Annotated in this window: 22 protein-coding genes; 3 read left to right on the top strand and 19 right to left on the bottom strand. The window is 58.7% G+C overall.

Going from position 1 to position 24,267, the window contains the following annotated elements:
- Positions 1-264 precede the first annotated feature (264 nt).
- On the top strand, positions 265-1,266 hold the full coding sequence (locus tag DA373_RS11165) for a substrate-binding domain-containing protein (RefSeq protein WP_232821262.1): 1,002 nt from the start codon (positions 265-267) through the stop codon (positions 1,264-1,266).
- Positions 1,244-3,010, top strand: a complete 1,767-nt coding sequence (locus DA373_RS11160; RefSeq protein ID WP_107852390.1) for a LuxQ periplasmic sensor domain-containing protein — start codon at positions 1,244-1,246, stop codon at positions 3,008-3,010. Before DA373_RS11165 ends, DA373_RS11160 begins: the two co-directional genes overlap by 23 nt.
- A 49-nt stretch (positions 3,011-3,059) precedes the next feature.
- On the opposite strand, the gene glmS is transcribed toward DA373_RS11160, so the two are convergent.
- The 19 genes from glmS to DA373_RS11065 form a co-directional block, all read right to left on the bottom strand.
- Entirely contained in the window at positions 3,060-4,889 is a 1,830-nt protein-coding gene (gene glmS / locus DA373_RS11155; protein ID WP_107852389.1) for a glutamine--fructose-6-phosphate transaminase (isomerizing), read from the bottom strand.
- Positions 4,890-4,899: 10 nt separating this feature from the next.
- A complete protein-coding gene (locus DA373_RS11150) occupies positions 4,900-5,670 on the bottom strand; it encodes a DeoR/GlpR family DNA-binding transcription regulator (protein WP_107852388.1) in 771 nt (256 codons plus the stop codon).
- 262 nt (positions 5,671-5,932) lie between these two features.
- A complete protein-coding gene (glmU, locus tag DA373_RS11145; RefSeq protein ID WP_107852387.1) occupies positions 5,933-7,297 on the bottom strand; it encodes a bifunctional UDP-N-acetylglucosamine diphosphorylase/glucosamine-1-phosphate N-acetyltransferase GlmU in 1,365 nt (454 codons plus the stop codon).
- Between the two features lie 199 nt (positions 7,298-7,496).
- A complete protein-coding gene (locus tag DA373_RS11140; RefSeq protein WP_107852386.1) occupies positions 7,497-7,922 on the bottom strand; it encodes a F0F1 ATP synthase subunit epsilon in 426 nt (141 codons plus the stop codon).
- A gap of 18 nt (positions 7,923-7,940) precedes the next feature.
- The gene (gene atpD, locus DA373_RS11135; protein WP_107852385.1) at positions 7,941-9,329 is read right to left on the bottom strand and encodes a F0F1 ATP synthase subunit beta; all 1,389 of its coding nucleotides are present in this window, start codon (positions 9,327-9,329) and stop codon (positions 7,941-7,943) included.
- Between the two features lie 33 nt (positions 9,330-9,362).
- Positions 9,363-10,223 carry a F0F1 ATP synthase subunit gamma gene (gene atpG, locus DA373_RS11130; RefSeq protein WP_107852384.1) on the bottom strand — a complete coding sequence of 287 codons (861 nt, stop codon included), beginning with the start codon at positions 10,221-10,223 and terminating at the stop codon, positions 9,363-9,365.
- Positions 10,224-10,268: 45 nt separating this feature from the next.
- On the bottom strand, positions 10,269-11,810 hold the full coding sequence (atpA, locus tag DA373_RS11125) for a F0F1 ATP synthase subunit alpha (protein ID WP_107852383.1): 1,542 nt from the start codon (positions 11,808-11,810) through the stop codon (positions 10,269-10,271).
- 14 nt (positions 11,811-11,824) lie between these two features.
- Positions 11,825-12,355 (bottom strand): F0F1 ATP synthase subunit delta, encoded by a 531-nt coding sequence (gene atpH, locus DA373_RS11120; RefSeq protein ID WP_107852382.1) that lies wholly within the window; start codon positions 12,353-12,355, stop codon positions 11,825-11,827.
- Between the two features lie 13 nt (positions 12,356-12,368).
- On the bottom strand, positions 12,369-12,839 hold the full coding sequence (gene atpF / locus DA373_RS11115; protein WP_014290940.1) for a F0F1 ATP synthase subunit B: 471 nt from the start codon (positions 12,837-12,839) through the stop codon (positions 12,369-12,371).
- Between the two features lie 50 nt (positions 12,840-12,889).
- Positions 12,890-13,114 carry a F0F1 ATP synthase subunit C gene (atpE, locus tag DA373_RS11110; RefSeq protein ID WP_071471457.1) on the bottom strand — a complete coding sequence of 75 codons (225 nt, stop codon included), beginning with the start codon at positions 13,112-13,114 and terminating at the stop codon, positions 12,890-12,892.
- A 60-nt stretch (positions 13,115-13,174) separates the two neighbouring features.
- A complete protein-coding gene (gene atpB / locus DA373_RS11105; protein ID WP_014290938.1) occupies positions 13,175-13,954 on the bottom strand; it encodes a F0F1 ATP synthase subunit A in 780 nt (259 codons plus the stop codon).
- Between the two features lie 8 nt (positions 13,955-13,962).
- Positions 13,963-14,355, bottom strand: a complete 393-nt coding sequence (locus DA373_RS11100) for an ATP synthase subunit I (RefSeq protein ID WP_107852381.1) — start codon at positions 14,353-14,355, stop codon at positions 13,963-13,965.
- A gap of 198 nt (positions 14,356-14,553) precedes the next feature.
- Positions 14,554-15,459 (bottom strand): ParB/RepB/Spo0J family partition protein, encoded by a 906-nt coding sequence (locus tag DA373_RS11095; RefSeq protein ID WP_107852380.1) that lies wholly within the window; start codon positions 15,457-15,459, stop codon positions 14,554-14,556.
- Positions 15,456-16,259, bottom strand: a complete 804-nt coding sequence (locus tag DA373_RS11090) for a ParA family protein (RefSeq protein WP_107852379.1) — start codon at positions 16,257-16,259, stop codon at positions 15,456-15,458. The genes DA373_RS11095 and DA373_RS11090 overlap by 4 nt, the downstream gene beginning before the upstream one ends.
- Positions 16,260-16,268: 9 nt before the next feature.
- Entirely contained in the window at positions 16,269-16,892 is a 624-nt protein-coding gene (rsmG, locus tag DA373_RS11085; protein WP_107852402.1) for a 16S rRNA (guanine(527)-N(7))-methyltransferase RsmG, read from the bottom strand.
- 8 nt (positions 16,893-16,900) lie between these two features.
- The gene (gene mnmG / locus DA373_RS11080) at positions 16,901-18,790 is read right to left on the bottom strand and encodes a tRNA uridine-5-carboxymethylaminomethyl(34) synthesis enzyme MnmG (RefSeq protein WP_107852378.1); all 1,890 of its coding nucleotides are present in this window, start codon (positions 18,788-18,790) and stop codon (positions 16,901-16,903) included.
- A gap of 523 nt (positions 18,791-19,313) precedes the next feature.
- Positions 19,314-19,769 (bottom strand): FMN-binding protein MioC, encoded by a 456-nt coding sequence (gene mioC, locus DA373_RS11075; protein WP_107852377.1) that lies wholly within the window; start codon positions 19,767-19,769, stop codon positions 19,314-19,316.
- Between the two features lie 238 nt (positions 19,770-20,007).
- Positions 20,008-20,709 carry a general secretion pathway protein GspB gene (locus DA373_RS11070; RefSeq protein WP_107852376.1) on the bottom strand — a complete coding sequence of 234 codons (702 nt, stop codon included), beginning with the start codon at positions 20,707-20,709 and terminating at the stop codon, positions 20,008-20,010.
- The gene (locus tag DA373_RS11065; protein WP_107852375.1) at positions 20,693-22,330 is read right to left on the bottom strand and encodes an ExeA family protein; all 1,638 of its coding nucleotides are present in this window, start codon (positions 22,328-22,330) and stop codon (positions 20,693-20,695) included. Before DA373_RS11065 ends, DA373_RS11070 begins: the two co-directional genes overlap by 17 nt.
- Before the next feature lie 116 nt (positions 22,331-22,446).
- On the opposite strand from DA373_RS11065, the gene DA373_RS11060 reads away from it, so the two are divergent.
- The gene (locus DA373_RS11060) at positions 22,447-23,835 is read left to right on the top strand and encodes a sigma-54 dependent transcriptional regulator (protein WP_232821261.1); all 1,389 of its coding nucleotides are present in this window, start codon (positions 22,447-22,449) and stop codon (positions 23,833-23,835) included.
- The last annotated feature ends 432 nt before the right edge of the window (positions 23,836-24,267 follow it).

Here is a 24,267-nt window from a genome sequence, read left to right as displayed (position 1 = left end):
TGAGGCTGGCAGGCCAGGAACACGGGTACCTGGCCGTCCGCCTCCCCTGTTACCGCCCTTGCCTTCAGTAAACTACTGACTTTGCTCCGCACACATAATAGGATCGACGCCCGTTTACACATGAATTCCGCTTTTCATGCCTTGGTTGCATGGGTTACAACAATGTTGACAGCACGACTCTTATTCACCGGCATACTCTTTATGCTGTTTATGTCCGCTCCGTCAGTGGCTGGCAATCATGATTACTGGTCCTATCAGGAATACATGGACACCTTTCCACGGCAGCACCGGCTGGCCGCCAGCTTTGCGGAACGGGTCCGGCAACCGGCCCAGCCCTGGACGGCAGCAGATCCTTCCACAATACGCATCGCCATGGTCACTCCCGATGTTCAGGTATCGGATTACTGGTGGCGCAGCAAGCTGAGCCTGTCCCGTCGTTTACAGGAAACAGGCCTGCCCTTTACCCTTAAAAGCTACTCGTTTCAGCCTGCCACCACTCTCAGGCAGCAGGAACGGCTGCTGGCCGAGGCCCTGAACAGCAACCCCGACTACCTGCTCTTCACCCTGGACGCTCTGCGTCACCGGGTACTGGTTGAAAAAATTCTGGCTCGTGGCCATCCCAAACTGATCCTGATGAACATCACCACCCCGCTGAAAAGCTGGGGAAAAAATCAGCCATTTTTCTATGTGGGCTTTGATCACCGGGAAGGAACCCGGCTGCTGACAGCAGCCATTAACCGAATGACCGGCCCGAACGCCAACTATCTGATGCTCTATGGCAGCAAAGGTTACGTCAGCCGGGCAAGGGGGGATGAGTTTATTCGCCAGACCGCCAGTCAGCCCGGATTTATCCTGCGCAACGCCTTTTATACCGATGTGCAGCGGGAGAAAGCCAAAGAGGCGGTATTACAGTCACTGGCTGACGATTCATCCATCGATCTGATATATGCCTGCACCACAGACATTGCCCTGGGCGCCGCCGATGCCCTGAAACAGCTGGGCCGGGAAAACGACGTGATCCTGAACGGCTGGGGCGGAGGCAGTGCCGAACTGGACACCCTGGCTCAGGGGGGGCTGGATGTGACCGTAATGCGCATGAATGACGACAACGGCGTGGCCATGGCAGAAGCCATTCGCCTGGATCAGGAAGGCAAAGGTAATCAGATTCCCCTGATTTACAGCGGAGACTTCGTGGTAATTGATCGGCAAACTCCGGCCGATAAACTGGAGCACCTTAAAGCTCATGCCTTCCGCTACTCACAATAGCCCCCGCGCCAGACCCCTGCTCAGGCTGCTGCTGCAGGTACTGCTGCCCGCCTTTTTGCTGCTGGCTGCCGCCCTGTTGGTGCTGACCTACCGCAGCACCACCAGCATGGTCAATGACAGTATTCGGCACCAGCTGGAAGAAGCCAATGACCGGCTGCAGATCCTGCTGGACAGCTACCTGAGTGGTCTCGACGCCCTGCTGTCGGCCACGGCTGAACAGCCGGAGCTGGCCCAGAATTTGTCATCCGGCGATCGAACAGCTGCCCGGGCCCGGCTGCAGGACACGCTCGGCCACCGTCATGGAGAACATCTGGATTTGCTGATGCTGACCCAAAAGGGCAAACCATGGGCCAACATGAACTCTCCTCTGTACATGGTGGAGCACCGGCTGAACCAGCTGATCACCACTCCTCCCCTGTTCCAGAAATGGACCAGCATAGAGCTGGATGCGTCCCTCAACCCCCTCAGCATTCTGCTGCAACGGTATCCGCTGCTGTCACCGGACTCGGGCCGGGTGATCGGCAGCCTGATTGGCGGAGTAGTACTGAATGATAACCTCAGCCTGTTGCACCAGCTGGGACGGGGAGCAAACAACCTCAGTATTCAGCTGATCATGCATGGCCAGGCCGTTGGCCCCATGTTCTTTAACAACAACGACATTACCCCGGACATAGTCACTCAGGTTCTGTCCGGCCGACGCGATTATGGAAAGATACGGGGCCATTACTTCAGCGTACAGCCACTGCGGATTAATGGTGAGCCGAGCCAACTGAAAGTGCTGTTACTGACCGACAACACCATTGCCCAGCAACTCCAGCAGACTTATGGCCATCATACCCTGCTGGCGCTGATGCTGGTGTTGCTTGCCGCCCTGATTTTGTCCATCTACACCCTGAAACAAATCACCATCCCTCTGGACGGTCTTACCCGCTTTGCCACGCGCGTAAGCCACGGAAAAAAAGCCGTGTTTCAACCCGACCGCATTCAGGAGTTCAATTTTCTGGGCGCCAGCCTGGAACAGATGGTCTCTGTACTGCAGCAAAAAGAGCAGCGGCTGGCCCACCTTTTTGACGCCGCCAGTTCGGCCACCATCATAGTGGGCAATGACGACTGTATTCAGGCCCTTAACCTGACGGCCATACAGCTGTTCAAGCAGGAACAGGATCAGCTGATTGGTACGCCCATTACCCGCCACTTCTCGCCCGAACAGCTTGCCCCCTTGCTGCAGGCCATCAATCAGGCCAGAAAGGGACGCAGAATCGATGACATTGAAGCCAGGCTGGGCTCCCTGCCACAACGCCCCCGTTATCAGCTCTGGACCCTGGCGCCCGTGTTCACCAACCAGGTGGTCACTGCCGTTCAGCTGCAGGGACAGGACATCAGCCGCCTGAAACAGGCAGAAGAATCCCTGCAGCTGAACCGGCTGGTGCTGGCCAATATGCTGGAAGCGGTGATGATTTTCGATCGCCACCAGCGGCTGGTATATGCCAACCCGGCCTATCATCACCTTACCGGTTACACTCTGGACGAAATGCTGGGCCAGCCACTCGGCAAGGCTCTTCCGCCCGCTTCTGACGAGCAGGAGTCACCGTGGCAACATGTAGACACCCATGGTCACTGGCAGGGCGAGATAAACTGTCAGATAAGGCCCGGCGTCACCACCAGGATGCGCTTTTCCATTCGCAGCCTGAGCAATGATCACGGAGAAACCAGCCATTATGTGGCGGTATTTTCGGAACGCTGAAATGCATCAACCCGGGACTGCCCCGGGTTGATGTTTTTGATGCCGGGTCTTATTCAACCGTGACCGATTTGGCCAGGTTTCTGGGCTGATCCACGTCGGTGCCCTTGATCAGTGCCACATAGTAGGACAGCAGCTGCAGCGGCACAGTGTAAACAATCGGGGCAATCACCTCGTCCACATGCTCCAATGACATCACCCGCATGGTGTCGTCGCCTTTAAAACCGGCCCGTTTGTCGGCGAACACATAGAGAATGCCGCCGCGGGCACGCACTTCTTCCACGTTGGACTTCAGCTTTTCCAGCAGCTCATTGTTGGGCGCCACCACGATAATGGGCATATCGGCGTCGATCAGCGCCAGCGGGCCGTGCTTGAGCTCGCCGGCGGCATAGGCCTCGGCGTGAATGTAGGAGATTTCCTTGAGCTTGAGCGCCCCTTCCATGGCGATGGGGTACTGCTCGCCCCGCCCCAGGAACAGGCTGTGATACTTGTCGGCAAACTCTTCCGCCAGTTGCTCAATGTCGCCGGCCAGGGCCAGGGTATCGACAATATGCGCCGGCAGTGAGCGCAGCGAACGAACCAGCTCGGCCTCGGTCTGCTCGCTCATGTTGCCACGGCAACGACCCACCGCCGCCACCAGCATCAGCAGCGCCACCAGCTGGGTGGTAAAGGCCTTGGTAGAAGCCACGCCAATCTCGGCGCCAGCCCGGGTCATAAAGGCCAGATCCGACTCCCGCACCAGGGACGAGCCGGGCACGTTGCAGATGGTCAGGCTGCTCATGTAACCGGACTCCTTGGCCAGCCGCAGCGCCGCCAGGGTGTCGGCGGTCTCGCCACTTTGAGACAGAGTGATCAGCAGGCTGTTGGGGCGCACCACCGACTTGCGGTAGCGAAACTCGGAGGCGATCTCGATATCGCAGGGCACGCCGGCCAGGGCCTCGAACCAGTAACGGGCAACCATGCCGGCATGGTAGGAGGTGCCGCAGGCAATCAGCTGAATGTGCTCGACCTGTTCAAAGATGTCGCGGGCGCCGTTGCCAAAGGACTCCACCACCACGCCCTGCTCGCTCAGCCGGCTTTCCAGGGTGTCGGTAATGGCCTTGGGCTGCTCATAAATTTCCTTCAGCATATGGTGACGGTATTCGCCCTTGTCGCCGGCATCGTGAGTCACGTCCGACTCCTGCTCGGCCCGGGTCACCGGCTGGCCGTTGCTGTCAAAAATATGAATCTCCCGGCGGCTCATCTCGGCCACGTCCCCTTCTTCCAGGAACAAAAAGCGACGGGTGACCGGCAGCAGCGCCAGCTGATCGGAGGCGATAAAGTTCTCACCCAGCCCCAAGCCGATCACCAGGGGTGAGCCGGAGCGGGCCACCACCACGCGAGAGTCGTCGTTGACGTCCATCAGCACGGTGCCGTAGGCACCACGCAGCTCTTTTACCGTGGCCTGCAGCGCCGCCAGCAGCGACTCGCTGTGCTGACGATGCCAGTGCACCAGGTGAGCGATGACCTCGGTGTCGGTGTCGGACGCAAACTCGTAGCCCTTTTCTTTCAGGCTTTCGCGCAACTCTTCGTGGTTTTCGATAATGCCGTTGTGCACCACGGCAATGTTGCCGGACACATGAGGATGGGCGTTGCGCTCCGACGGCTCGCCGTGAGTGGCCCAGCGGGTATGGGCGATGCCGGTGCCGCCGGCCAGGGGTTGTTCATTCAGGGCATCGGCCAGCGCCTGCACCTTGCCAAGGCGCCGCACCCGGCCCAGCTGGTTGTCGTGAATAATGGCCACCCCGGCGGAGTCGTAACCCCGGTATTCCAGACGGCGCAGGCCTTCCACCAGAATTTCCGCCACATCACGCTGGGCCACGGCCCCTACAATTCCACACATGCTCTTGTCCTCAGGATGAAGGCGCAATCACCAGGGTGATGCCCTTTTGCTCTAATGCTTGTTGTTCTGTCTCGCTGATGCCGCTGTCGGTCACCAGGGTATGAATGGCGCTCCAGGGCAGCTCCAGATTGGGAATTTTGCGGCCAATTTTGTCGGACTCCACCATCACTACCACTTCCCGGGCCACCTCGGCCATCACCCGGGACAGGCCGGTGAGTTCGTTAAAGGTGGTGGTGCCCCGTTCGGGATCGATGCCGTCGGCACCGATAAACAACTGATCGAAATCGTAGGAGCGCAATACCTGCTCGGCCACTCGCCCCTGAAACGACTCGGAAGACGGATCCCAGGTACCGCCGGTCATCAGCAGGGTCGGCTCCGGCTCCAGCTCGCGCAGGGCATTGGCGATATTGAGCGAGTTGGTCATCACCACCAGGCCGCTTTTGCGGCCCAGCTCCCCCAGCAGCGCCGCCGTGGTGCTGCCGCTGTCGATAATGATGCGGTTGTGATCGCGAATGCGCGCCGCCGCCGCCCGGGCCAGGGCCTGCTTTCGTTTTGAAACCGGCTCCGCCGGTCCGTCCGCCACCATTTCGCTCGGCACCGGCACGGCCCCGCCGTAACGACGCAGCAACAGGCCGTTTTTCTCGAGGGCGCTCAGATCCTTGCGAATGGTCACTTCCGAGGTATCGAAACGCCGGGCCAGTTCATCCACGGTCACCTCGCCCTGCTCATTCAGCAGGGTAATAATGGTATGACGACGCTGTTGAGTGTTACGTTTCGACATGATGGCATTAAGTTTCGGTTTGAAAGCAGAATGCTAACAGAACAAAAGAAAGCTGTCAGCCATCAGCTGTAAGCGATCAATTGCCGTAGGTTGCGAATGAGCGCAGCGAATTCCAACACGAAGCCGGCTGTGACATGTTGGGATTCGCTGCGCTCATCGCCAACCTACCCACAACCAACGCCCAAAAAAGCAAAGCCGGCAAAACAAACGCGGCTGTGAAATCACAGCCGCGTTTGTTTTCTTATAGCTGAAAGCTGACAGCTTACGGCTTCTTTTTAACCGGGCGGGGCCAGTTCTTGATATGACGCTGGGCCACACGGGTGATCACCAGCTCGGCCTCGGCCACGTCCTTGGTCACCGTGCTGCCGGCGCCCAGGGTGGCGTTCTTGCCGATGCGTACCGGGGCCACCAGCTGAGTGTCGGAGCCCACAAAGACGCCGTCTTCAATCACGGTCTGGAACTTGTTAACGCCATCATAGTTGCAGGTGATGGTACCGGCACCGATGTTCACGCCTGCGCCGATCTCCGCGTCGCCCAGGTAGGTCAGGTGACCGGCCTTGGAGCCCTTGCCCAAGCGCGCCTTTTTCATTTCCACAAAGTTGCCGACGTGGGCGTCTTCGGCCAGCACGGCACCGGGACGCAGGCGGGCAAAGGGGCCGGCACTGCTGGCACTGCCCAGCTCGGCATTCTCGACGATGGAGTAGGGTTTAACCTCGGCATCATCACCGATGACGCAGTTTTTCAGAATGGCGCCGGCACCGATCCTGACACGGTTACCCAGGCGTACCTCGCCCTCGATGATCACATTCACATCGATCACCACTTCCTCGCCGGCGGTCAGGGTGCCGCGCAGATCGAAACGGACCGGATCCAGCAGGCTGACGCCCTCGCGCATCAGCCGCTCGGCCTGCATACGCTGGTAGGCCCGTTCCAGCCCGGCCAGCTGCACCCGGTCGTTGGCGCCTTCCACCTCGGCGGTGCTGGCCGGCTGCACAGTGGCAATGTCACAGCCATCCCGATGGGCCATGGCAAAGATATCGGTGAGGTAATATTCGCCCTGGGCGTTGTCGTTGTTGAGTTCGCCCAGCCAGGCCTTGAGCCGGCCGGCGTCGGCCACCAGCACACCGGTGTTCACCTCGGTAATGGCCAGCTGCTCGGGGGTGGCGTCTTTCTGTTCGACAATGCCGGTGACCTGGCCGTTTTCCCTCACAATGCGGCCATAACCGGTGGGGTTAGCCAGATTGACGGTCAGCAGCCCTACGCCACCTTCGGGCTGAGCGGCAATCAGCCGCTGCAGGGTCTCCGCCTGCAGCAGCGGGGTGTCGCCGTAGAGCACCAGTACCTTGTCTTCATCGGCGATACCGGGCAACGCCACCGCCACCGCATGGCCGGTGCCCAGCTGCTCGGCCTGATGAGCCCAGTGCAGATCCGGGGCTTCAACGCGGGCCTTGAGCTGATCGGCACCGTGGCCATACACCAGGTGAATGCCATCTACCCCACAGGCCCGGGCGGCCTCGATCACATGGGCCACCATGGGCTTGTTGGCTACCGGGTGCAATACCTTGGGAAGGGAAGAGCGCATGCGGGTGCCCTTGCCCGCAGCCAGAATTACCGCCTGAATCGTCATTGAAATAAATATCCCGTTGCTTAACCAAAGTGAGGGGTGAAGTGAGAGGAGCTTCAAGGCCTGTTGCACAGGCCCTGCCGACTAAAGTGGCAGCTACAACGCCTCCCCCCTCACTCCTGACACCTCACCGTTAATGCCGTTATTGTGATTTTTTCGCAAAAAAAAAGCGACCCTGAGGTCGCTTTTTCGAACGTTCGGCTTAACGTACGTTTTTCTTAACCAACTGCAGCACGCGCAGTTTCGCCATAGCCCGGGCCAGTTCGGCGGCCGCTTCTGCATAGTCCACATCGTGTGAGGAGTTTTGCAGCTTGGCTTCCGCCGATTTTTTGGCTTCTTCGGCCTTGGCTTTATCCAGATCTTCGGCGCGAATCGCAGTGTCGGCCAGAACCATAACACTGCTGCCCTGTACTTCCAGCATGCCGCCGGAAACGTACAGAACTTCCTGCTGGCCGGCCTTGGTGACGTATTGCACCAGGCCGGGACGGATTGCCGTCAGCAGGGGGGCGTGTCCGTAACGAACGCCCAATTCACCCTCAGAGCCGGTGACTGTCACCGCACTGACAGAGCCGGAAAACAGGCGTTTTTCGGCACTGACGATGTCCAGGTGAAAGCTATACTCAGCCATCAGGTCCTCCTTAGAGGCTTACAGTTTCTTGGCTTTTTCGACCGCTTCGTCGATGGAGCCAACCATGTAGAACGCCTGCTCGGGCAGCGTGTCGTAGTCGCCGTTCAGGATGCCCTGGAAGCCGGCGATGGTGTCTTTCAGAGACACGTACTTGCCGGGGGCACCGGTGAACACTTCGGCCACGAAGAACGGCTGAGACAGGAAACGCTCGATTTTACGGGCGCGGGACACGGTCAGCTTGTCGTCTTCAGACAGTTCGTCCATACCCAGAATGGCGATGATGTCCTTCAGCTCTTTATAGCGCTGCAGTACGGTCTGTACGCCACGGGCTACGGAGTAGTGCTCTTCACCAACCACCTGCGGATCCAGCTGACGGCTGGTGGAATCCAGCGGGTCAACGGCCGGGTAGATACCCAGGGCAGCGATCTGACGGCTCAGTACCACGGTCGCATCCAGGTGGGCGAAGGTGGTGGCCGGAGACGGGTCGGTCAAGTCATCCGCGGGCACGTAAACGGCCTGTACGGAGGTGATGGAGCCGGTCTTGGTAGAGGTGATACGCTCCTGCAGAACGCCCATCTCTTCGGCCAGGGTCGGCTGGTAACCTACTGCGGAAGGCATACGGCCCAGCAGTGCGGATACTTCGGTACCGGCCAGGGTGTAACGGTAGATGTTGTCCACGAACAACAGTACGTCACGACCTTCGTCACGGAACTTCTCGGCCATGGTCAGACCGGTCAGGGCCACGCGCAGACGGTTGCCCGGCGGCTCGTTCATCTGACCGTATACCAGAGATACCTTGTCCAGTACGTTGGACTCGGTCATTTCGTGGTAGAAGTCGTTACCTTCACGGGTCCGCTCACCCACACCGGCAAACACGGAGTAACCGCTGTGCTCGATGGCGATGTTACGGATCAGTTCCATCATGTTTACGGTTTTGCCCACACCGGCACCACCGAACAGACCAACCTTACCACCCTTGGCGAAGGGGCATACCAGGTCGATTACCTTGATGCCGGTCTCCAGCAGCTCGGTAGAGCTGGACTGCTCTTCGTAGCTGGGAGCTTCGCGGTGAATGGACCAGCGCTCTTCTTCGCCGATGTCGCCCTTTTCGTCGATGGGGTTACCCAGCACGTCCATGATGCGACCCAGGGTCTGCACACCTACCGGCACCTGAATGGGGGCGTTGGTGTTTTCAATTTCCAGACCACGGCGCAGGCCGTCGGAAGAACCCATGGCGATACAACGAACAACGCCGCCGCCGATTTGCTGCTGAACTTCCAGAACCAGACCCTGGCCCTGGCCTTCAGTCGTAATCTTCAGCGCATCGTAAACGTGGGGAACCGCATCTTGCGGGAATTCCACGTCAACAACGGCGCCGATGATTTGGACTATGATACCCTTACTCATGTCAAATCCTCTAAACCTTTGAATACCTTTGCCTTATACGGCACCGGCCCCGGCAACAATTTCACTCAGCTCCTGGGTAATGGCGGCCTGACGGGCCTTGTTATACACCAGTTGCAGATCGTTGATGAGGTTGCCGGCGTTATCGGTTGCGGCTTTCATCGCTACCATCCGGGCCGCCTGTTCGCTGGCCAGGTTCTCGACCACACCCTGATACACCTGAGATTCCACAAAACGTACCAGCAGCGTGTCCAGCAGCGATTTGGGATCCGGTTCATAGATGTAGTCCCAGCTGTGGCTGGCCACTTCTTCTTCCGATGCAGGCAAAGGCAACAGTTGATCGACCGTCGGCTTTTGCACCATGGTGTTTTCAAACTTGTTGTACACCAGGTACAGCTTGTCTATCTCACCCTTGTCGTATGCCTCAAGCATGACGCTGACCGAGCCGATCAGGCTGTCCAGGGCGGGGTTGTCACCCAGGCCGGAAGCCTGAGCCAGTACCTTGCCGCCATAACGGTTGAAAAAGCCAACCGCCTTGCTGCCGATAAGGCACAGATCAACGCCCACACCCTTGTCGGTGTATGCTTTCATGCTGTTCATGGCAGCCTTGAACACGTTAATGTTCAGACCACCACAAAGGCCACGATCGGTGGAGACGATAATAAAGCCTACGCGCTTGACCTCACGGTCTTCCAGATAGGGGTGCTTGTATTCCAGGTTCCCCTGCGCGATGTGGCCGATCACCTTGCGTATGGTTTCAGCGTATGGGCGGCTGTGGTCCATGCGATCCTGCGCCTTGCGCATTTTCGAGGCGGCCACCATCTCCATAGCGCTGGTGATCTTCTGAGTGTTTTTCACACTCCCGATCTTGCTACGTATTTCTTTTGCGCCGGCCATGTCGCTTCTCCAATTCAGGTGGCAGCAGTAAACGCTGCCACATGGTTACCAGGACTGGGTAGCCTTGAAGCTATCCAGCAACGCAGTCAGCTTGGCTACAACGTCTTTGTTGTAGTCGGCTTTCTCGTTGATCTCCGCCATCAGGGCGGCATGTTCTGAATTGGCGTAAGCGAGCAGGGCGTCTTCGAACGTAGTGATGAGCTTCAGCTCAACATCATCCAGGTAGCCGTTTTCAGCGGCGAACAGGGACAGGGCCTGCTCGGCAACGGACATCGGACGGTATTGCTTCTGCTTCATCAGCTCGGTCACTTTCTGACCGTGGTTCAGCTGCTTGCGGGTAGCATCGTCCAGATCGGAAGAGAACTGGGCAAAGGCCGCCAGTTCACGATACTGGGCCAGCGCGGTACGGATACCGCCAGACAGCTTCTTGATGATCTTGGTCTGGGCTGCACCACCTACACGGGATACGGAGATACCCGGGTCAACGGCCGGACGAATACCGGAGTTGAACAGTTCGGTGGTCAGGAAGATCTGACCGTCGGTGATGGAGATCACGTTGGTCGGTACGAACGCAGACACGTCGCCGGCCTGGGTTTCGATGATCGGCAGCGCAGTCAGTGAGCCGGTCTGACCTTTCACTTCGCCATTGGTGAACTTCTCAACGTAGTCGGCAGACACGCGGGAAGCACGCTCCAGCAGGCGGGAGTGCAGGTAGAAGACATCACCCGGGTAGGCTTCACGGCCCGGCGGACGACGCAGCAGCAGAGAGATCTGACGGTAGGCAACGGCCTGCTTGGACAGGTCATCGTACACGATCAGGGCATCTTCACCGCGGTCACGGAAGAACTCACCCATGGCACAACCGGCGTAAGGCGCCAGGTACTGCAGGGCGGCAGACTCGGAAGCGGAAGCAACAACCACGATGGTGTTCTTCAGCGCGTCATGCTCTTCCAGCTTGCGGACCACGTTGGCGATGGTGGACGCTTTCTGGCCGATGGCCACGTACACACACTTAATGCCGGAGTCTTTCTGGTTGATGATGGCGTCAACGGCCAGGGCGGTTTTACCCACCTGACGGTCACCGATGATCAGCTCACGCTGGCCACGGCCGATCGGAATCATGGCGTCAACGGCCTTGTAACCGGTCTGTACCGGCTGGTCTACCGACTGACGGTCGATTACGCCGGGAGCGATCACTTCTACCGGAGAAGTGGTATCGGTCTCGATGGCGCCCTTGCCGTCGATCGGCTCACCCAGGGTGTTAACCACACGGCCCAGCAGGCTGCGGCCTACCGGAACTTCCAGGATACGACCAGTGGAGTGAACCTTGGTGCCTTCGGCCAGGTCGGCGTAAGGACCCATGACCACGGCGCCCACGGAGTCGCGCTCCAGGTTCAGTGCCAGGGCGTAACGGTTGCCCGGCAGTTCAATCATTTCACCTTGCATGATGTCAGCAAGGCCGTGAATACGAATGATGCCATCGCTTACAGAGACGATGGTGCCTTCGTTTCGTGCTTCACTGACAACATTGAATTGCTCGATGCGCTGTTTGATCAGCTCGGCAATTTCAGTTGAATTCAGTTGCATGCTCTATTCCCCAATCAAGATTGCAGCGTTTCGGCCAAGCGGGACAGACGGCCCCGCACACTTCCGTCGATAACCAGGTCGCCGGCCTTGATGATAATGCCGGCCATCAGGCTCTTGTCGACGCTGCAATTCAGGTTCACCTTGCGTCCCAGACGCTTTTCCAGTGAAGCCTGAATCTTGGCCACTTGTTGCTTGGTCAGTTTGGCGGCGGAAACCACATCGGCGTCCACTACCCGGTCCAGTTCCGCCTTCATTTCGGCGAACTCCTGCACCACTGCCGGCAACACACTCAAGCGTCCGTTTGCGGCCATCACCTTTATCAGGTTCTGGCCTTGCTCGTCGAGCTGTTCGCCACAGACAGCCAAAAACACGTCGGCCATCTTTTCCGCGTTCAGATCGCTGCCGAGGACCTGGGCCATGCTGTCGTTCTGCGCCACTTCGGCAGCAAAAGTCAGCATGGACAACCAGTTGTCGACCGCTTTTTTCTCAACGGCAAAATCGAAAGCTGCTTTGGCATAGGGGCGAGCAATGGTTTTCATTTCCATGGCTCTAATTCCCTTACAGTTCAGCTACTACTTTCTCAACGATGTCGCTGTTGGCAGCGGCATCAATCTGACGCTCGAGGATTCTCTCTGCACCCACCAGGGCAAGAGCAGCAACCTGCTTGCGCAGTTCCTCTTTGACACGATTGCGTTCGGCTTCAACTTCAGCCTGGGCCTGTGCCAGAATCTTTTCACGCTCGGCCTGAGCCTCACGCGTTGCATCCTCGATGATCTGGGCCTTGCGCTTGTTGGCCTGCTCAACAATTTGAGCAGACTGCAGCTTGGCTTCCTTCAGCTGTTCGGTTGCATTGGTCTGCGCCAGTGCCAGGTCTTTCTTGGCACGCTCAGCCGAGGACAGGCCTTCGGCGATTTCTTTCTGGCGCTTCTCGATGGCACCCATGATGGGGGGCCATACGAACTTCATGCAGAACCAAACGAAGATGATAAACGCGATCGTTTGACCGAGGATTGTTGCGTTCATGTTCATCGCAACTCTCCTTTAAAGTTGGTTAGCAGACTGATAAACGTGCCGGGCCATTAGGCTACGGCGAAGATCAGGTACAGAGCCATACCAACGGTGATCATCGGGATGGCGTCAACCAGACCTACCACGATGAAGAAGTTGCCGCGCAGGGCAGGCAGCATGTCAGGCTGGCGAGCAGCACTTTCCAGGAACTTGCCACCCAGCATAGAGATACCGATAGCACCACCGATAGAAGCCAGACCCAGCATGAGAGCGGCAGCGATGAAAATCATTTCCATTTTTTTTCTCCAATTGTTAGCGGTTAGAACGACAGCTTGTTAAGTTTTTGTTATCGTTAATTAATGTTCTTCATAGGCCATCGACATGTAGACGACGGTCAGGATCATGAAGATGAAAGCCTGCAGAGTGATTACCAGAATGTGGAAAATCGCCCACGGCACATTAAGGACCCATTGAGACCACCACGGCAGCAGACCCGCGATGAGGATGAAGATCATCTCACCGGCGTACATGTTGCCGAACAGTCGCAGACCCAGGGAGATGGGTTTTGCGATCAGCGATACAGTCTCAAGCACCAGGTTAACGGGAATCATGGACCAGTGGTTCAGCGGTTGCATGGTCAGCTCTTTTACAAAGCCGGACACGCCCTTCATCTTGATGCTGTAAAAAATGATCAGGAAGAAGACACCGAACGCCATGGACATGGTGATGTTAACATCGGCGGAAGGAACAACCCTCAGGTAAGGAACGCCCAGCAATTGCGCACCATAGGGCAGATAGTCGACCGGGATAAGGTCCATCAGGTTCATCAGGAATACCCAGACAAAAATGGTCAGCGCCAACGGCGCGATCAACGCACTTTTGCCATGGAAGACGTCCTTGACGGATTTATCCACGAATTCAACCAACAGCTCGATGGCACATTGCCACTTGCCCGGAACTCCGGTGGTAGCACGGGATGCCACCTTGTTGAAGCCCCACAAGAACAGCGCGCCCAGGACAACGGAAACAAGCAAAGAATCGATATTCAACGCCCAGAATCCCGAACCAATCTGCAGGTGTTGCAGGTGGTGAGAGATATAACCCTGGGAAGTTAGGACATCTCCTGTTGCAGCCATGTGTTTTCCTAGTAACGGTTGTTGAGAGTGAATGAAAGAATCCACTGCATCAGCAATGCCAGGGCGTAAGCCGTGTACAGGGGCAAGATACTTACCTCCATGTACTTGAACACCACGATGAACAACAGAATGGTGCTGGCCAGCTTAATCCCTGCCCCGCTGTAAAAGCTCGCCACAATGCTTTGCGGCGTGGCATCACCGGCACTTCTGGCCAGCACCACCATGCTGAAAAGGCATTGGGGAACCCAGTAGATTCCGCCCCCTAAAAGGGCGGAACGGGCGGCGGCCTCATCCTGTCCGAAATTGAACAGGCCGGCGACTGCCACCACCAGAAGTAATTGATAAATCAGTATTGCCAGCGCCACTTGTCTGTCACTGAGGTGCCGGGTTTTCTGCTTCACAACCACTCCTGATACAGTTAGGGGCCTTTCCGATGCACTTCCATCGGTTAAGCCCCAAAAAAGCAGGTCAAATTATACCCGTGAACGCCACAAATGCAATTGCACTAAATCCTTATTTTTCGCGGATTTCAGTGCTTTTTTTAAGCATTTTCTCCGCACTTGTGTTGACTGAAGAATTACTACAGGTTTTGCCCCGGCTCAGGAACCGCTTTCGTCCCCCAAGCCAAAAAAATATCCTATTTTATTCAATTCATTCAATGAGTTATAGGACATGACCAGCTTTCCCTTGTCTTTACTGGATGACTTGACTTCTACTTTTATTCCTAATTTTTCACCAAACTCCTGCTCCAGCCGCGCCAGGTACTCGGGTCTGGACTGCCCGGTTTTTGGCTTTTGAGGAGAAAGAGCCTGTTTTACCAGTTTCTCGGTTTCCCGCACCGTCAGCCCCTTTTGCGCCACCAGATGAGCCACTTGAGACTGACTTTCACCTTCAAGACTCAGAAGGGCACGACCATGCCCCATCTCCAGGGAGCCGTTTTCCACCAGTTGCTTGACGTCGTCGTTGAGTTGATTGAGCCGTAGCAGGTTGCTGACCGCACTGCGACTTCTGCCCACGGCGTCGGCCACGGTCTGGTGAGTGAACGCAAACTCTTCAATCAGCCGGGCCAGGGCGCGGGCCTCTTCCATCACGTTGAGATCTTCGCGCTGAATGTTTTCAATCAGGCCGATGGCCAGGGCTTCCTGATCTGTCACAGGTTTGATCAGCACCGGCACCTGGGTCAGTCCGGCCATGCGCGCCGCCCGCCAGCGGCGCTCGCCGGCCAGGATCTCATGGCCGCCGGCCTCGAGCGGGCGCACGACGATGGGCTGAATGATGCCCTGCTGACGAATGGACCCGGCCAGCTCTTCCAGCGCCTGCTGGGACATGTCCCGGCGGGGCTGGTATTTGCCCGGTTGCAGGGTATTGATGGCCAGATGTTGCAGTTCGCCGCCGGCGTTCTTTACGGAATCCGTGTCGGCCTGCTCCCGGCGCAAATTGGCGGCGGAGCTGGTGCTGAGCAGGGCATCCAGGCCCTTGCCCAGGCCGCGACGTTTGATGTTCATGCTGTCTTTTCCACCTGTTCGGAATGAGGCTGCCGCTCTGCGTCCCGGCGCAGAATTTCGCTGGCCAGTGCCAGGTAGGATTTGGCACCCACCGAGGATTTGTCGTAATACATGACAGGCGTGCCGTGGCTGGGCGCTTCCGCCAGACGCACATTACGGGGGATCACGGTGCGGTAGACCTGATCACCAAAATGATTTTTAAGCTGATCGGACACCTCATTGGACAAGCGGTTACGATGATCGTACATGGTGCGCAGTATTCCCTCGATTTTCAGCGCCGGGTTGACCACTGCCGCGAGCTTGCTGATGGTATCCATCAGGGCGGTCAGACCTTCCAGGGCAAAATACTCGCACTGCATGGGTACCAGTACCGAGTCGGCCGCCGACATGGCGTTGACTGTCAGCAGGTTAAGGGACGGCGGGCAATCGATGAAAATGTAATCGTAATACTCGCGCACCGGCGCCAGGGCATTGCGCAGACGCACTTCCCGGGCAAAAAACTCCACCAGTTTGATCTCGGCGGCGGTCACATCACCATTGCCGGCAATCAGATCAAAGCCGCCACTGGTCTCGGTGATCACCACCTGCTCAACCGGCAGCTCATCCACCAACAGCTCGTAGGCGGTATTGGCCACCTGATATTTATCAACGCCGCTGGCCATGGTGGCGTTGCCCTGGGGATCAAGATCGATCACCAGCACCTTGCAGCTGGAGGCCGCCATGGACGCGGCCAGATTGACACAGGTGGTGGTTTTACCCACACCACCTTTCTGATTGGCAATGGCAATGACTTTTCCCACCGAAAACCTCTACTGGCTGGCTTGCGAAATGACCACCAGATGGCGGTCGCCTTCCTGCCCGGGCACATGCAGCGGATAAACACCAGCGCATGTCAGGTGAGCGGGCAGGGATTGCAGCTCCTGCTCCGGTATCACGCCCTTGAGGGCAAGAAAACGGCCATGGGCAGCGGGCAGGTGCGCGCACCAGCTTAGCATGTCGTCCAGCGAAGCAAAGGCCCGGCTCAGCACACCGTCAAACTTTTGCTCGGGCTGAAAGGCTTCCACCCGGCTCTGCACCGCTTCCACGTTGGTGAGGCCCAGCTGGTGCACCACGGTGCGAATAAAGCGAATGCGCTTGCCCAGGCTGTCGAGCAGCACGAACTGCTTGTCCGGGTTGATAATGGCCAGGGGCAGGCCGGGCAGGCCCGGGCCGGTACCCACATCGATAAAACGCTCCCCCTCGAGGTAAGGGCTCACTACCAGGCTGTCCATGATATGGCGCACCAGCATGGCGTTGGGGTCCCGCACCGAGGTGAGGTTGTAGGCCTTGTTCCACTTGTCGAGCAGGCCCACCAGCGCCATCAGCTGTTGCGCCTGTTGCTCGCTCACGTCCAGCTCGGTCTGAGCCAGCAAGTCGTTCAGTTGTTGCAGCATCATCATCCTCACGCCGACTTGCGCAGCAGGCCGCGCTTTTTAAGATGCACCAGCAGAATGGAGATGGCCGCCGGCGTGACGCCGGAAATGCGCGACGCCTGCCCCAGGGTTTCCGGGCGGGCCTGGTTCAGCTTGGCGATCACCTCGTTGGACAGGCCGGACACCTCGGCGTACTCCAGATCCAGCGGCAGCCGGGTGTGCTCGTTACGCAACTGCTTCTGAATTTCATCCTTCTGGCGTTCGATATAACCGGCGTACTTGGTCTGAATTTCCACCTGCTCGGCGGCCTGCTCGTGATCGATGCCCGGCCCGATACCCTCGATGGCCATCAGGGTGGGGTAATCGAGTTCCGGCCGGCGCAGCAGCTCTTCCAGATTGTGCTCCCGGCTGAGGGGGGTTTTCAGTTTTTCATTCAGGGCCGGGGCGGCGGTGTGTTTGGGATTGATCCAGGTACTGCGCAGACGCTGGCTTTCCTGCTCAATGCGCTCGACCTTGTCACAGAACAGCGCCCAGCGGTGATCGTCCACCAGACCCAGTTTGCGGCCTTCCTCGGTGAGGCGCAGATCGGCGTTGTCTTCCCGCAGCAACAGGCGGTATTCGGCCCGGCTGGTGAACATGCGGTAGGGCTCCTGAGTGCCCAGGGTGGACAGATCGTCCATCATCACGCCCAGATAGGCCTGATCCCGGCGCGGTGACCAGGCGTCCCGGTCAGCGGCGCGCAGGGCGGCGTTGGTGCCTGCCAGCAGGCCCTGAGCGCCTGCTTCTTCGTAGCCGGTGGTGCCGTTGATCTGGCCGGCAAAGAACAGGTTGTGCAGGCACTTGTTTTCCATGTTGGATCGCAGATCCCGCGGATCGAAGTAATCGTACTCAATGGCATAACCGGGGCGCATGATATGAGCCTGCTCAAAACCGCGGATCGAGCGTACGATCTTCAGCTGCACGTCGAAGGGCAGGCTGGTGGAGATGCCGTTGGGATAGAGCTCGGTGCTGGTCAGGCCTTCCGGCTCCACAAAGATCTGGTGGGCGTTCTTGTCGGCGAAGCGCATGATCTTGTCTTCGATCGACGGGCAGTAACGGGGGCCGATCCCCTCGATCACCCCGGCGTACATGGGGCTGCGATCCAGGTTCTGGCGGATCACCTCGTGGGTGTGCTCGTTGGTGTGGGTGATGTAACAGGGCACCTGGCGGGGTTGATCCGCCCGGCTGCCGATGAAGGAAAACACCGGCGTCGGGTTGTCACCGGGCTGGGGCTGCATTACCGAGAAATCCACGCTGTTGGCGTCGATGCGCGGCGGGGTGCCGGTTTTCAGCCGGTCGATGCGCAGCGGCAGCTCGCGCAGGCGGCTGGCCAGAGCGATGGAGGGCGGATCTCCCGCGCGCCCGCCCTGGTAGTTGTCCATGCCGATATGAATGCGACCGTTGAGAAAGGTGCCCACTGTGAGCACCACGGTTTTGCCGTGAAACTTCAGGCCGGTCTGGGTAACTACGCCCACCACGGTATCGCCGTCAAGGATCAGATCGTTACAGGCCTGCTGAAAGATCTTCAGGTTGGGCTGGTTTTCCAGCCGGGTTCTGACTGCCTGACGATAGAGCTGACGATCCGCCTGAGCGCGGGTGGCGCGCACTGCCGGGCCCTTTGAAGCGTTCAGGGTACGGAACTGAATGCCGGCGTTATCGGCTGCCTGGGCCATGATCCCGCCCAGAGCGTCAATTTCCTTGACCAGGTGTCCTTTGCCGATGCCACCAATGGCCGGGTTGCAGGACATTTGCCCAAGTGTGTCGATATTGTGAGTCAGCAACAGGGTATTTGCCCCCATACGAGCGGCAGCGGCGGCGGCTTCCGTTCCGGCATGACCACCACCGACCACGATGACATCAAACGACTCTTCATATTGCATAACGAACACTCTTGAAACACTCAGCTGAAAGGATTCACGGCCCATGATGCCGACCGGTGGTGATCCAGCGGTCTCTTTCAAGGGGCGGATATTTTAGCTGGTTTACGAAAGGGATGGAAACCGGATCAGAGCGGATCCGGCGATTGCTTATAGATCTTGGATCTTTAGATCGATCTTCTGTTGGATCTGTTATTAGCATCGCCCGGATCTGTGAATAAGCAATTTTTGATCATGGAGATCATTCACTTATCACCGATCACTTGATGTGGAAAACAGATCCCGTACCCACGTATGACCGGTGGTTAACTCCTTGATTTATCCACATGGGGCCAAGAAAAAAAATTTAGTTTATAGGATAACTATAGGTTTAACACCGGTTTGAAGCATGTTTATCAACAGGTGTGATCCTGAAGAGTAGGTGGCAATGAATGAGTGTAACTGCTGGATCTGTTGATAACTTGGTGGAAGAAATGCAGATCGCCGGCCGGAATCACCTGAAAACAGATCCTGGCCGGCGTGGCGTTCAGCCGATCCCGGCCTCATTCAGGCTCTGATCAAGCCAGATCTGTGCCTGCTTCTCGGGGGGATCCCCCGCGCTGACGTCAATTTCCAGCCGATCGCCGATCCGGCTGGCCCCGAGCTCCGACAGCCGTTGATCCAGCTTTTGTATGGCGTGGCAGAAGGTATCGTAGGCGGTATCGCCCAGGCCCACGGCCAGATATTTTACCCCCTCCAGTGCCGGCGCCTGCTGCTGCAGCGCCTCGAAAAAGGGCTGAATGTTGTCTGGCAGATCACCGGCACCGTGGGTGGAGCACACCAGCAGCAGATAATGATCGGGGGCGATCAAGATGTGATCAAGTTGGGGAGAAGTGTGAATAACCGTTGCATGACCGCCGGCTTGCAGTTGATCGGCCATTTCATCGGCCAGATCCTCGGCATTGCCAAGGGTGGATCCCACCAGCAGGGTAAAGTGACTCATAAGGTGACTCATGTTGGCAAAAACAGGGTCGTCATCTTACCCCAGAGTATGATCTTCGCGAGAGCGGCACGCTTGTCATCTCCGCTGCAACGACACATCCGCCTCCAAACTCTGGTCATGCCCATGAAAATAGGTATCCAGTACAGATTGCACGGTTACAAGCATGGCGCCGTTTGTGGCATGGACCCCCGTCCCCGCCTGCGCGGGGATGATGTTCCTTCGCGGGGTGACAGCGGTATTACCCTCCCACCGAGCCCAGGTGAAAGTCGTTGCCCTGAAAACGCAGTACCACTCCCTTGGGAGTAATGCGCTCAATACTGACAGGACCTGCATTTTGCCCTTCCCGCAGCATTTGGCCATTGATATTGGCCATGCGCGCGGCGGGATCCGGCGAGTAGATATGTACCGACAGGGTTAGCGCCGGCAGCCGGCTGCGAATACTGGCGGGCAGCTCGCGAATGTCCGGCACGCCGGGATCAAACACCGGTTCGGGGGGAGCCGCCTGCTGCACCGGCTCGGTGGGCAGATCTGGACTGGGCGGAGTGGCTCGGTCCGGCCGTGAAGATGCCGGTTTCGGCTCGTTCAGGCTTACCGCCGGCGGCGCTTCCACCAGAATGCGCGCTGGAGCATCATCAACCACGATGGGCTGGCGTGCCGGCGGCTCGATGGCCCGTGGCTCATCGTCGATGGTCAGTGGTGCCGGTGTAGTGGCCGGATCGGGGGATGAGGCCAGCTCCAGCCAGTTAACGGCAAAACGGCCCAGGCCATAACCAATGGGCAGTGCCAGCACCAGCAACAACAGTAACCAGAGCAGGCGCCGGCGATAAAAGGGCCGCGCCGGCGGAGCCGGTGGCTCGGGCGGTGAGGACTGGCCGGGCGGGGTGGCGCGCCCCATACGCCGGCGTTCGGACTGTTTCAGGGCATCAAGGATGTAAGACACGGGAAGCCTCCCCTTGGGTAGTCAGCCGGGGCAGCCCGGCCAGCAGGCTGGCGCTGAAATAAATACCGGTTTGCGGCCCGAATACGCCATCGGCAACCAGACCCTTGCTGCGCTGAAACGCCTGCATATCGGCGGCCAGCACATCATCGTAGTAGGCCAGAGAGACGCGAGCGGGGCGGCCGCGCCAGCCGGCCAGGTGCCTTTCCAGCCAGGTTACTGCCTCGCCCCGGCTGCCGACATGCATGGGGCCCTGATAGCGGGGCGGGGGCTGCCACAGCATGACATAACTGCCGGACCAGAGCGTTTGCAGCTCGGCCAGCGGCACCTGCAGCCGCCGCCCTCCCAGCATCAGGCTGGCATGATCTTCTGTAATGCCGGTGAGGGTGGCGTACAGTGCCGGCCGGCCCTCGGGCTCCAGCCGGATCACCGCCGGATGATTTTGCGCCATCAGGGTGGCGAGCGTGCCGCTCTCACTGGCGCAATCCAGCCGATGACGGCGGGCATAACGGCACACCACCGGCTGCGTGGCCGGATCATAATCCAGCTGCCACAGGTCAAACAGCTGCTGGTAGGCCATGGCCTGACTGGTGTCGGTATCCAGGTTTTCCGGCCAGGACCAGTGAAAGGCGGCCGGCCGGTCAGGCGGAAGGGCGGGAGCCAGAGCCCGGGCGCTGGCCGTGGGCGTTGTTTTGTTAACGGCCAGCAGGGCTGATACCTGCTCGCGGTATTGCCAGCCGGCCAGGACCATGCCGGTGATCAGTGTCAGCAGCAGGGCGGCTGCAAGGGCCGGCGACCGCCGTCGGGAAACGACTGCCGGCCTGCCCAGCACTTCCACGGCGGCCCGCTCCAGGGTGGCGGTATCCACCCTGGGCAGGCGCTGTACAAAGGCCCCCAGCAGGGCGCGATCGCAGATCACGTTAATCAGCCGGGGTACGCCGCCGGTAAGCCAATACAGCCGGCGCAGGCTGGCGGACTGAAACAGCTGGGCTTCCAGTCCCGCCACCGACAGCCGGTGGGCGATATAGGCGCGCATTTCATCGAAATTGAGCGGCGCAATATGGTAACGGGCGGTAATGCGCTGGGACAGCTGCCGAAGCTCGGGCCGGGCCAGTTTTTCCGCCAGCTCCGGCTGGCCCAGCAGCATGATCTGCAGCAGCTTGCGGGTGTTGGTTTCCAGATTGGTGAGCAGGCGGATCTGCTCCAGCACCGCCACCGGCAGGGTTTGCGCTTCATCGATGATCAGCACCGTATGGCGGCCGGCGGCGTGGGATTCCAGCAGGTGGTGATAAATGGCGCCGGTGAGCTGCCGGACATCGGCCGGCTCGGGTGGCGCTATGCCCAGCTCCTGGCAAATGGCGGCCAGCAGCTCCAGCGCCGAGCCGCCCGGATTGAGCACAAAGGCCAGCTCGGTGTGTTCCGGCACCTGCTCCAGCAGACAGCGGCACACCGTGGTTTTGCCGGTGCCGACCTCACCGGTGAGCAGCACAAAGCCGCCGGGGCAGCTCAGGCCATATTGCAGATGGGCCAGTGCCTCGCGGTGTTGCCGGCTGAGATAAAGGTAACGGGGATCCGGCGCAATGGAAAAGGGCGGCTCCGTTAACCCGAAATAATCGCTGTACATGATTCCGTCCCTGGATATGAACCTTCCTAAATATAGCCGCCGGAGCGCCGCTTTACCGAAGAGGCCGACCCCGTACTAAACTCACACATATTCGTTCCAGGAAGGCCGAATAAAAAATGACAACACTACTCAACCGGAAAAACAGGGATGACCAAGAGCCAGAAGCCACCCGGGCGGTGCTTTACCTGCACCTTTCCTCACACCCCGAGAGCGAGGCCCTGGCCGGGCTCGACAACTGGCGGGTGGTGCGGGCCAGCTCCATTGCCGAGGCCAGTGCCGCGCTCGACAGCGAGCAATTCCAGGTGGCACTGGCCCATATTGGTGAGCTGAGTGACGAGCAACGGAGCGACTTTACGCGGCTGGTGGAAAAAGCCCCGCCACTGAACTGGATTGCCCTGATCGAGGCGGATCATGTGCACGATGGCACCATCTGCGAACTGATCTATGACTACTTTTTTGACTACTACACCCTACCGCTGAAAGAAAAGGCGCCCTACCTGTGCGCCACCCTGGGCCACGCCTGGGGACTGGGCCGGCTGCGGGAACAGGAAGACGAACTGCGCCGCTACCGGGAAGAATGCCAGATGGTGGGCGCCAGCCCGGCCATTCGCCTGGTGTTCAGTCAGATCCGCAAGGTGGCCGGGGTAGACGCCACCGTGCTGATCACCGGCAGCAGCGGCACCGGCAAGGAGCTGATCGCCCGGGCCATTCACCAGCGCTCCCAACGCCGCAAAGGCCCCTTTGTGGCGCTCAACTGCGGCGCCCTGCCGGAAAACCTGATTCAGACCGAGCTGTTCGGCCATGAAAAAGGCGCCTTTACCGGGGCCCACTGCCGCAAGATTGGCCGTATTGAAGCCGCCGGCGGCGGCACCCTGTTCCTTGACGAGATCGGCGATCTGCCGCTGTCGCTGCAGGTGAATTTGCTGCGCTTTTTGCAGGAAGAGACCATAGAGCGGCTGGGGGGGCACGAAACCCTCTATATCGACGCCCGGGTCATTGCCGCCACCCACCGGGATCTGGAAGCAGAGGTGCAGGAGGGGGGCTTTCGGGAAGATCTCTACTACCGGCTGAATGTGCTCAGCATAGAAGTGCCGGATCTCAAGGAGCGGGAGGGCGACATCGAGCTGCTGGCCAGCTTCTTCTTTCGCAAGTTTACCGAGGGGCGCCATCACAAGGTGCGTGGTTTCAGCCGCCGGGCCATTGCCGCCATGAACGGCCACGACTGGCCCGGCAATGTGCGGGAGCTGATCAACCGGGTGCGCAAGGCCATTGTGATGAGCGACAACCGGCTGATCACCGCCGCCGATCTGGGGCTGGACAAGAGCATGGCCGGGCAGGCCACGCCCACCCTGGAAGAAGCCCGCCACCAGGCCGAGCGCCAGGCCATAAGGCGCAGCCTGAGAAAGGCTGGCAACAATGTGTCGGCGGCGGCCCGGCAGTTGGGCATTTCCCGCGTTACCCTGTACCGGCTGATGGAAAAACACCATCTGGCCGGCAGCAAATAAACCAGAAGCTGTTTCCCGGGGTTAACACTCTGGTACGGGCTAGATACCGGATAAAAGTCAACTCACTGAAAAGACTGGAATAATAAAAGATGGTGCGGAACTTGCCTTGTATTTTAAGCAGTGAACCTGTTTCCATGGCAAAGGCATGGCACCATGAAGCATGCGAGGGTAAGAGCCGCCCCCTGTAACAAGAATGCAAGCAAAAAACTCGGGCGTATCTGGACCCGTAAAGGAGCCGTGTTCAGCTGCCGGTATTGTCCGCGCCAGCATTGCTGGCGATATATCGTTTTATGGGATGAATCGGGTTACCACCATTGAATGCCACAGATATACAGAGTTATATGAAACTACTCCCGTCAGAAACCGACAGCCCGGCACCGGGGCAGGGCAACACAGCCTCTATTGCTACGCTACAGTTCCGGTTCAATGGAA

The sequence above is a fragment of the Oceanimonas marisflavi genome, from assembly GCF_003049725.1.
GTDB classification, from domain to species: domain Bacteria; phylum Pseudomonadota; class Gammaproteobacteria; order Enterobacterales; family Aeromonadaceae; genus Oceanimonas; species Oceanimonas marisflavi.
The sequence above is the reverse complement of the archived record's forward strand: the minus strand, read 5'-3'. Positions and strand labels throughout refer to the sequence as shown.